The 8,657-nt window shown below is 71.3% G+C and carries 9 protein-coding genes and 2 pseudogenes; 1 reads left to right on the plus strand and 10 read right to left on the minus strand.

The window, feature by feature from the left end:
* The 10 genes and pseudogenes from ABZ564_RS29720 to ABZ564_RS29765 form a co-directional block, all read right to left on the minus strand.
* Nucleotides 1-441, minus strand: a complete 441-nt coding sequence (locus tag ABZ564_RS29720) for a hypothetical protein (protein WP_103514972.1) — start codon at nucleotides 439-441, stop codon at nucleotides 1-3.
* A gap of 94 nt (nucleotides 442-535) precedes the next feature.
* Nucleotides 536-1,201 carry a hypothetical protein gene (locus tag ABZ564_RS29725; protein WP_360862218.1) on the minus strand — a complete coding sequence of 222 codons (666 nt, stop codon included), beginning with the start codon at nucleotides 1,199-1,201 and terminating at the stop codon, nucleotides 536-538.
* A gap of 91 nt (nucleotides 1,202-1,292) precedes the next feature.
* Nucleotides 1,293-2,018: a hypothetical protein gene (locus tag ABZ564_RS29730; RefSeq protein ID WP_360862219.1), complete on the minus strand. Its 726-nt coding sequence runs from the start codon at nucleotides 2,016-2,018 to the stop codon at nucleotides 1,293-1,295.
* Nucleotides 2,019-2,176: 158 nt separating this feature from the next.
* A pseudogene (locus ABZ564_RS29735) lies at nucleotides 2,177-2,680 on the minus strand (hypothetical protein).
* A gap of 25 nt (nucleotides 2,681-2,705) precedes the next feature.
* Nucleotides 2,706-3,470, minus strand: coding sequence for a hypothetical protein (locus ABZ564_RS29740; protein WP_360862220.1), 765 nt, complete (start codon nucleotides 3,468-3,470; stop codon nucleotides 2,706-2,708).
* Between the two features lie 97 nt (nucleotides 3,471-3,567).
* The gene (locus ABZ564_RS29745) at nucleotides 3,568-4,131 is read right to left on the minus strand and encodes a hypothetical protein (protein ID WP_360862221.1); all 564 of its coding nucleotides are present in this window, start codon (nucleotides 4,129-4,131) and stop codon (nucleotides 3,568-3,570) included.
* A gap of 129 nt (nucleotides 4,132-4,260) precedes the next feature.
* On the minus strand, nucleotides 4,261-4,953 hold the full coding sequence (locus ABZ564_RS29750; RefSeq protein WP_360862222.1) for a hypothetical protein: 693 nt from the start codon (nucleotides 4,951-4,953) through the stop codon (nucleotides 4,261-4,263).
* A gap of 32 nt (nucleotides 4,954-4,985) precedes the next feature.
* Entirely contained in the window at nucleotides 4,986-6,491 is a 1,506-nt protein-coding gene (locus ABZ564_RS29755) for an ATP-binding protein (protein ID WP_360862223.1), read from the minus strand.
* Nucleotides 6,492-6,517: 26 nt separating this feature from the next.
* On the minus strand, nucleotides 6,518-6,970 hold the full coding sequence (locus tag ABZ564_RS29760; protein WP_360862224.1) for a DUF6238 family protein: 453 nt from the start codon (nucleotides 6,968-6,970) through the stop codon (nucleotides 6,518-6,520).
* Between the two features lie 25 nt (nucleotides 6,971-6,995).
* Complete coding sequence (locus ABZ564_RS29765; protein ID WP_360862225.1) at nucleotides 6,996-8,462, minus strand: SCO6880 family protein; 1,467 nt, start codon at nucleotides 8,460-8,462, stop codon at nucleotides 6,996-6,998.
* Between the two features lie 111 nt (nucleotides 8,463-8,573).
* Between ABZ564_RS29765 and ABZ564_RS29770 the strand changes: the two are divergent.
* Nucleotides 8,574-8,657 (plus strand): annotated as a pseudogene (locus tag ABZ564_RS29770) (hydrolase); the annotation flags it as partial.

The following is an 8,657-nucleotide window of genomic DNA, read 5'->3' on the forward strand; positions in this document are numbered from 1 at the left end:
TCAGCGGGCAGGACCTCTTTTACTCTCCCGGCCGCCCAGGCTCGGGCGCAGGCTCTTCGCCTTGGCGACAATCTCCTTGTCCAGCAGCGGTGCCAGGTCCGCCTTGCGGGCGAGGCCGGACTTGGACCCGGCACGCCAGCGCATCCACAGCACGGCAGCGGTGACGACCAGGGCAACGGTGAACAGGGCGGGGACGACGCGGGCGCCGACCATCAGCATGCTGGTGCTCAAGGCCGGCCACATCACCTCCGGGTGCAGCAGCGCGTCCGTGACGCGGAAGGGCGCCCATGTCCCGCTCCCGACGAAGGTGTTGGTGAGATTTCCGGTCAGCCAGGCCAGGGAGCCGAAGGCCATGGCGGCGCCGAGGATGCCGAACAGGAGGTAGAGGAGCGCGTCCGACCCGGTGGTGGTCGAGGGCGCGCTGGTGCGCGGGGAAGGCACGGCGGTTCCTTGGGTGTGCGAGCGGGCAGGGGCGGGGCGCGCTCGGCTCTCGTGCAGCTCATGGGGTCCTCCTGGACGTCTGAGGCGGAACGTTTCAGCGGGGTCGGCCGGCAGAACGAGGCGCGGGCGGAGGTGCTGCGGTGGCCGGCGGACTGCCGGTCGACGGCGATGTTCCGGCGCGCGGCGAGGAGGCGCGGGCCGCCCGCTGCCGGTCTGAATCGACGTTCCGGGCAGCGGACGGCACAGGAGCAGCCTCGGCACCGAGGACATCGTCGAGCAACTCCCGGCTGCGCAAGACGTTGACCATCTGGTGGTGCCGGGGGTCCGTGCGCTCTGCGGGACAGGCAGCGAGACCGTCCTCGGCGACTTCCAACTGCTCACGGACGTCCTGGAGCATCCCGTACGCGGCTGCCAGCCGTGTCCACGTCTCGAAAGTCGGATGGTGATGCGGGTCGTCGAAGTCGAGACGGGCGCGAGTCCAGTCGGCGGCAGAGGCGACGAGTTCGGTCAGCTCGGGCAGAGCCCCGACCAGTGCGCCGTTGACCTCCTCGATGATGCCCGCCACCTCATCGGGCGAGGCGTCCTCGTGGAGGCGAGAAATCATCCCGCGGACCGAGTACGGATCGGCGGAAGCACTGGGCAGGTGCCTGACCTGCAGCGGCTTGTCGGAGCCCGGTGCCGCGCTGTGGTGGGCGAGCCGGATGTTGTGCTGCATGGCCGCACCGACGGCCTCGCCGATGCTGGAGTAGTGCTCGGGCACGTTTGCCTCTTCGGGTGAGTGGTCCTTGACGGGTGAGCCGAGCGGGGGCGCGCGACGTACTGGAGGCCGACGGCGGAGAGAGCGGCCGGGGTCACCGTCGGGGGGTTGAGGCGCGCGGTGGGTGACCCGTCGCAGAGCAAGGCGCCGGCGCGGAACTGGACGCCGAGGAGACCTTGGCCTGGTTCGCCGCAGGAGAAGTGGCCAGAGCGGCACCACGGTGATCACGGACGGTCCGTGCTGCGGCGTAGCTCGTCGAAGCGGCGCCGACGCGGCGTAGCTCGGCCTCGGAATCGACGAGTTCGGACTGGGCCGAGCTGACGAACTCCGAGGCGAAGCCGAACCGGTCGGCGAGCGCATACGCGTCGTCGTCCAGGTCGTTGACCTGTTCTCCCGCTGCTTCCAGCGCCTCCCGGACATGCTCCAGCGCACCGTGCTCGGGGTGAAGGAGGTGGTCAACTGCCCGCTGAAGGCTGGCTCCGTCTTCGGCCGCACGGATCTGGTCCGTGATGCTGAGAAGGTCGGCTCCGGCGGCGTATGGCCCCAGCGCATGCACCGGAGGGCTCATCCGGGCCGTGTCGAGAGACGGCGGAAGGGTGACGTCATAGCGAGCGGCTCGAAGCATCTCGGCCGCATGGCTGGCGATGGCGACCTGGTCGGCGAGCGGAGTGGTGGTGGGCAGGCGATGGCGTCGGCCGTGCCAGTCGTCGATCTGCTTGAAACCGGCGTGACGGAGGAGCTGCGCGGAGAGGTCATCAGTAGCGCCCTTGGCAACGACGCTGCCGCTGAACTCGGACGTGATGGTGATCGAGGTAGGCACGGAAGTCTCCGGGGCAGAGGGAGCGAAGGACCCGTTGGAGGCGGGCCAGTGGGCAGAGCGTCCGGCAAATCCGGGGTTTGGCCCGGCCGAGAATCGCTGGTAGAAGCCACACGGTGGCGGTCAGCCCGGTGCCCCGCCGCAGCAGGGCACCCGGTCGGTCAGAAGAAGGGATTCTCTGTCGGCCGGCCGGCCCCGGTGGCGGCTCGGAGCAGTTCGGTGAGGTCCTGGGGCTCGGACGACCTCTGGTCTGGTCTATCCACCACCCGGCGCGGGTCACCGTACGAGCGTTCTCCTCGATCTCCGCCCAGTCCGCTTCGCTGGTCGCGCCTTCGGTGACCAGTGCGGTGTAGGCGTTGGTCAGGATCTGGTGACGACAGCGCACGCCCCAGGGAACGGCCCGCTCGGTCCCCTCCAGGGGAGGCATCCGGTACTGCTCGGACCAGGCTTCGGACGCCGTCTGCTCCTCGGCGCGCTTCGCCTTGAGCCAGGCGGCCTTGTCCTGCTCGTCGCCCTCGTTCGAGGCGCGCCAGCAGTCCGTGCACTCCGGCCTGGCGAGCCACTCGGCGAAGCCGGCGGCGGCGGTCGGCCGGTCGGTCGGACAAGTCGCGGTCGGCATGGTGACCGCAGGTGTGGTCGATAGGCCAGATCGTCTTCACGGCCATGGAAGGGCCTCCTTGAGGAGTTGGATCAGCGGTCGCGGGAGTACGCGATGCGAGGGTCAACCGGCCGGACCGCCGGTGTGATGACGGCGGCGGCGGGGACCGGCGCCCTGCCCGGGATTCCGGCACGGGCCGGGCTGGCGGCGAGCGCGGCGGCGCTCAACGGCGACGCGCGGGCGGGACCACGACCGCGCTCACGGCCGGCGGTCAGCGTGGCAGCAGGACGGGGCCGAGCCGTCACCTCTTGAGCGAGGCGGGGCTGCACTGCGACCTGGAGCCCCGAACGGTGCAGGGCCACCGTGGCGTCGGCGACTTTCCCCAGCGCCTCAACGCGATCGGTGGTCGCGGGGAGCGTGTAGATGTCCAGGCTCGAGTTGTGCCGCCAGCCGTCCTCCACCAGCACGAGCCCGGTGAGTCCGGAGACACGGTCGTCGAGGGCTGCGACGATGCCGAGCTGCGGGTGGTCGGCGAAGGCGACGTCTGGTTCACCGAGCGGACCGCGGTCGCGTACCTGGGCCGTGTCGGGCGCCGGTGCAGGGGCAAGTGCGACGTCCACATCGACCTGGTAGCCGGCCTTGCGCAGCAGCTCGATGGCCCGGCTCGTACGGCCGTGTCCGTCACGGTTCTGGTCGGCCAGCGCGTACAACGTCGGCTGGTCGGGGACGGGATGGAAGTCGAATCCCTTGAGCATCCAGGTGCTGGCCGCGAGGTTCTTCGGGTTCGCGGCGACGATGCCGTGGACGGGGTGGTGGCCGAAGGCCAGGTCGGGCAGCACGTCGTAGTGGCTGGGCATGGCAGATCCATCCGAGGCGGGTGCGGTTACAGGTGCGGGCGACGGGCGGATCAGTTCTGAGGGTGCGGTGCACGGAGGACTCCTGGATCGCGGTCGGTCAGAGCCGGGGAGCGGATGAGGAACTGGCCGGCGGCGGCGCGGCCCGCGCGGAAGACTCCGGCGGCGGACCGGTCGGGAGCACGCGCTGGCCGACCGACGGCGAAGAGGCGAGAGCGACCCTCGCCCGGGATGGAGCGGAGTCGGGCGGGAGCACGGTGGCGGCGCGCGCCTCGCCGGAACGTTCCTGCTCCTGGCGTGTCGGTACGCCAAGCTGGTCCAGGCGGGCGTCGACAGCGGAGAGGAGATCCGGCACGCTGCCGCCGTGACGCGCATGCGGACCGTCCGGCTCGGAGTCGTAGATCACCTCGTAGACGGCGGGCTCGGCGGACCGGTGGCGGGTGACCATCCAGCTTTCCGGGGTCTCGGGGTGCTCGGAGGGTGGCTCCTGCGGGGGCGAGATGATCAGCGAACTGCCGTCGGGAAGCTCGGCGTGGACGATGTAGTCGCTGAGGCCGTACTCGACGGTGCCCTCCAGGCCGCGCTGCCCGAGTGCGGAGCAGAGGGCGGCTTGAAGGCGACGCGGATCGGACACGGCGGTCGGGGGCGGGGTTTCGTGGTGCATGGAGTTCTCCGTTGCGAACGTCCCGCCGCACGGCGGGAGCCGACGGGGCGTGGAGCTTGAAGGAGCGCGGTGGACCATGAGGATCTGGTGATCGGGCAGTTTGGCGCTGCCGTGACTGCGTGCTAGGGATCACCGCGAGCGACCGGGAGCCGGCGGATGCGATGCCGGCGGGACCTGGGGCGAAGAGGGTGATACGGCAGGGGTGTTGTGCGTGGAGCGGGTCAGGGCGACGCGCGCCCGTTCGGTCTGCGCCGGCCGTTCGGTGTCCGCTCGGTGAGCGAGGTATTCGCCGACGCGCACCAACGCCGGTCCCTTGGAACCGAGTTCGTGTGAGTAGTGCCAGCCTTCGGTGTTGCGGTGCTCCTCGGCACGCTCCTGGTAGAGGTGGAGCACGTTCGGCTGCGAACCGTCCATAAGCGCCATGACGCCGTTCCATTCGTGCCGCAGTTCCTCCGCCCGGAACAGGATGGTGTCGATCCCGCGTATCCGACGGAGGTCGTCACTGATCGGCCCCTCGACGTAGTCGGGGCCGGCGGCGGCGCGGACCCCGGCCAGCACCTCGGGTCCGTGGTCGAGGAACACTTCGGCGTGTTTCCACGCTTCGGCGTCCCGCTTGACCTTCCCGTCCCCGTAGACCTTGTCGTCCAGCGGCCAGCCGTCCGCGTCGCAGAGCGAGTCCGAAACCGCGTCCCAGGCGTCGCACGCCTCGTTGATCCCGGCGGCGGCCGAGGCCAGTGCCGGGAGGTGCCGTCGCCACGCCAAAGGGTCGGTGGCCTGCGACGGCTGGTTGTCACCGGAGGAAGGTGTGGAAGAAGCAGACATGATCGATTCCCGTTGCTGTGCTGGTCGTTGGGCTAGGCCGCCATGCGGGCGTCTGTGTCGAATAGCTCCCGCTCAGCCGGGTGGAGGATGTGCTGGGTGATGAACGAGCGGTCGGCGACCTTCCACAGACCTCGGCCCTTGGTCAGGGCGGACACCGCCTGGGTCTCGACGCCGGTCAGGCCGAGCAGAGAGGCAGCGGCGGCGAGCTGGTCGGGCTCCTGGCGGTAGATGATGCGCGTGCTGCAGTCCGCGAGGAGCCCCTCGGCCAGGACCCGGCCGCGCGACCCGGCGTCGCCCGCCGAGAGCAAGTCGCTGAGGCGGTGGATCACCATCAGGTTCGCGATGCCCAGCCCTCGGGAGAGCTTCCACTGGCTCTGCATCCGCTCCAGCAGCCCGACGTGCCGCATCAGCCGCCACGCCTCGTCGTAGATCACCCAGCGCCGACCGCCATCGGGATCACTGAGGGCTGACTCCATCCAGGCGCTCGCGCACGCCATCGCGAGCACCAGTGCCGTGTCGTCGCCGGAGCCGCCGAGACGGGAGAGGTCGATGGACAGCATCGGTGTGGTCGGGTCGAACGAGACGGTGCTCGGCGCGTCGAACATGCCGCTCAAGTCGCCGTGCACGAGACGTCGTAGGGCATGGGCGAGGTCCTGGGCGGCTGAACCGAGGTGCCCCGCCTGGTGGCCGAGGGCCTGGTCGAGGCGTTCGGGGGAGCCGAGTACGTGCGCGATCTCGCCGAGCAGCGGCACCGTGCCCCGGGCGGCGGCGTCAGCGACGACCAGATCCAGGGCCAGATCGAGGGCGGTGTGCTCCATCGGCAGCAGGTCGCGCTTCAGCACGGTGCGGGCGAGGCTGGCCAGCAGCAGCAGACGGCGCTTGCGAACCTCCGTAAACCAGTCCTCCTCGCTCACGGAGGCGGGGCGAGCCGGGGCGTCGAGCGGATTCAACCGGCCAGGGAGCCCCGGGCCCAGGGCGATGCTGTAGCCGCCGAGGGCCTGCGAGACACCGGTCCACTCCCCCTTGGGATCGCAGGGGATGTAGATCCGGTAGCCGTGGGCGATCGACCGGGTGGCGATCGACTTCGCCAGCGCCGACTTGCCCATGCCGATGATCCCGGCCAGGACCGCGTTGGGGTTGGTGAAGCCCTCCACCCTGCCGCTGTTGTAGAGCGAGAACGGGTCGAAGCAGAAGGCCGCCTCCGCGTGCACATCGCGGCCGATGAACACCCCTTCGGCGCCCAGGCCGCCCTCGGCCACGAACGGGTAGGCGCCGCTGGCTGTGGCGGTGGTCATCCGGTGGGCGGGCAGGGCGAGCTTGCCGCCGCGGGCGGAGGCCGGACCGGGGCGACCGGCGAGCGGGTAGGTGGGCCGCAGATCCGGGTCGAGGGTCTGCTCGGCGCGGTGCTTGGGCGGGTTTCCGGCGAGGCGCGCCTGGCGGCGGGCTTCGGTGAAACCGGCTCGGGCGGCCCGCTGCTCGGCGCGTGTCGTCTTACGGGGCACGAACAGAGGGGAGGCGCTGGCGCGGGTACGGGGCATGAGCGTTTCTCCAGATGAGGGGTGGGTCAGCGGCGGACGAGGCCGGTGAACGGGGCGTGCAGGTCGGCCGGCGTGGTGCGCCGCCGCACGAGATGAGCGGTGCGCTGATGGCGCTGGCAGATGGTCAGTTCCGGTGCTCCCTCCGGAAGGCCGGCCCGGCACGCCTCCGGTGCGGGGATCTCGCCGGAGTCCGGCCGGGGCGCCGCGTGGTAGGCGGCGTGGAGGTGCTCGGCGGCCTGCCAGATGCGGGTGCGGGCGGTACGGAGCTGGTCGCCCTCGACCGCGACGAGCTGCCCGGTGCGCCCGGTGTGGGCGTCGAGCAGCCCGTACAGCGAAACGAGGTGCGCGTGCAGGGCGTCCAGCTCGGCCCGGGTGGTGACCAGCGGGCCGCCCGGGATGTTGAGCGCCCGGTGGAAGTCGAGCGCGGCGGTGGCGAAGGGCACGAAGTCCTGCGCGGTCGGGCTGGCGGTGCGGGACATGAGGGTGCTCTTTCGAAGGGAAGGGTCAGGCAGCGAGCGCGAGCGGCAGGGCGGCGGCGGTGAACGCCTCGGCCTGCTGCCAGGTCAGCGGCCGGAGATCGAGCTGGGCGCCGACAGCGGCGGTCTCCACGACGGCGCAGGCGGTGCGCAGCTCGTCCTCGGTGTCGGCCGAGACGGTCAGCAGACCGGTCAGGGCGACGTCGGCGTGCCCGGCGATGAGCTGGCGTTCGCGGGACTTGATGTCCTGGTACTCGATCGAGTCCGCCTCGGCGTCGACCTGGCCGCGCCGGGCCCGTTCGGCGGCGTCGGCGATCACGCTGGACTTCTTGCGCTGCACGTCGCGCAGGGCGGCGTCGAGGTTCTTCGGCTCGTAGGAGAGCGACAGCGTGCGCCGCACCCCGCCGGTGAACAGGAGCTGGTGCAGGAAGCCGGCGCTGGTCTCGGTGCGCGGCCAGTTCTCCACCCAGTAGGTGGCGTGCACGGCGGAGTCGGTGGCGATGTGGTCCGCCTTCTCGACGACCACGACGGGTCCGGCGGCGGCGGGCTCGGCCTCGGGGCGACCGGCCGTGGACCAGCGGTCGAGTGGCGCCAGCGCCTTCGGGTCGTAGGAGGTGCGTACCACGGCGGCGATCTCGCGTGCGGTGAGCCAGCCCGTCGGGGTGAGTCCTGCGGTCCGCGCCGCCTGGTCGAGCGTGGAGGTGAGCTGGGCGAGGACACTGAAGGCACCGGTGAGACCACCACCGGCCTGGTTGATCAGCCGACGGGCCGCCTTGGTGTCCAAGGACACCGCGACGTACGCCTCGTGAGGGGCTGCTGCGGGGCCGGCGCTCTGGATCAGCTCGTTGTAGATCGTGCCGGCCATCGGGGTGTCGGGTCGGCCGTGTTCTTCCCAGTAGCGGCGCAGCGCGTCGCCGGAGTCGGGGATGGTGCGCTCGATCACCTGGATGCGGGCGATCTGTCCGGTACGGGCGAGGGCTGCCAGCGCGCGTCCCCAGCCGCCGACGTTGGCCTGCTGGGTGCCCGGGTCGAGCAGGGCGTAGGCGCGGGAGGAGACCTTGACCACCGCGGTCAGCGTCCCGGTGTGCGGGTTGTGGACCGCGCCGTACTTGCCGTCGGGAGCGGTGGTCACGCGCAGGCTGGCAGCGGTGCCGGGAAGGTGGAGCAGTCCCTCGCGGGTCGGACGGCGGGAGGGCCGGGTGAGCCAGACGAGCTGGCCTCGCATTCGGCGCAGCGCGTATCGGACGACGATCGGGGCCCAGTCCGCCAGAGCACGGCCTCGGTGGCGGACGAAGACGAGCAGGGCGATCACGGCCCACAGCGGTATGAGCTGGAGGGCGCCGACCACACCGCGGGCGAGGATCACGGCGAGAAGGAGAAGGCCGGTGAGTCCGGCGACGGCCAACTGCGGGACGGACAGGCCGAGCAGGACGCCGCGCCTGCTGCGGTGCGGGAACTTCACGGTGGGCGTGGAGGACTGGTGCTTGCCGGACATGGTGGTTCCAGACGGTGGGAGCGGGCGGAGGACGGGGCGCGCGGCGTTCTTCTGGACGTCATGGCGAAACCTTCCTGCTGGTGGGGGCGGGGGCGGGCCGTGGAGTGCGGCCGGGAGGCGGCCGACGCGGCGCTCGGGAAGATCGAGGCGCAGGTGGGCCAGGTCTTCGCGGCCGTCGACCAGGACGGGGCCGAC

The sequence above is a fragment of the Streptomyces sp. NPDC019224 genome (assembly GCF_040632605.1).
Classification (GTDB): Bacteria; Actinomycetota; Actinomycetes; order Streptomycetales; family Streptomycetaceae; genus Streptomyces.

What these genes read in the sequence shown, in the direction of transcription:
- ABZ564_RS29765 (WP_360862225.1), bottom strand. Translation starts at nt 8,462, where the DNA reads ATGTCCGGCAAGCACCAGTCCTCCACGCCCACCGTGAAGTTCCCGCAC.
- ABZ564_RS29745 (WP_360862221.1), bottom strand. Translation starts at nt 4,131, where the DNA reads ATGCACCACGAAACCCCGCCCCCGACCGCCGTGTCCGATCCGCGTCGC.
- ABZ564_RS29755 (WP_360862223.1), bottom strand. Translation starts at nt 6,491, where the DNA reads ATGCCCCGTACCCGCGCCAGCGCCTCCCCTCTGTTCGTGCCCCGTAAG.
- ABZ564_RS29740 (WP_360862220.1), bottom strand. Translation starts at nt 3,470, where the DNA reads ATGCCCAGCCACTACGACGTGCTGCCCGACCTGGCCTTCGGCCACCAC.
- ABZ564_RS29750 (WP_360862222.1), bottom strand. Translation starts at nt 4,953, where the DNA reads ATGTCTGCTTCTTCCACACCTTCCTCCGGTGACAACCAGCCGTCGCAG.
- ABZ564_RS29760 (WP_360862224.1), bottom strand. Translation starts at nt 6,970, where the DNA reads ATGTCCCGCACCGCCAGCCCGACCGCGCAGGACTTCGTGCCCTTCGCC.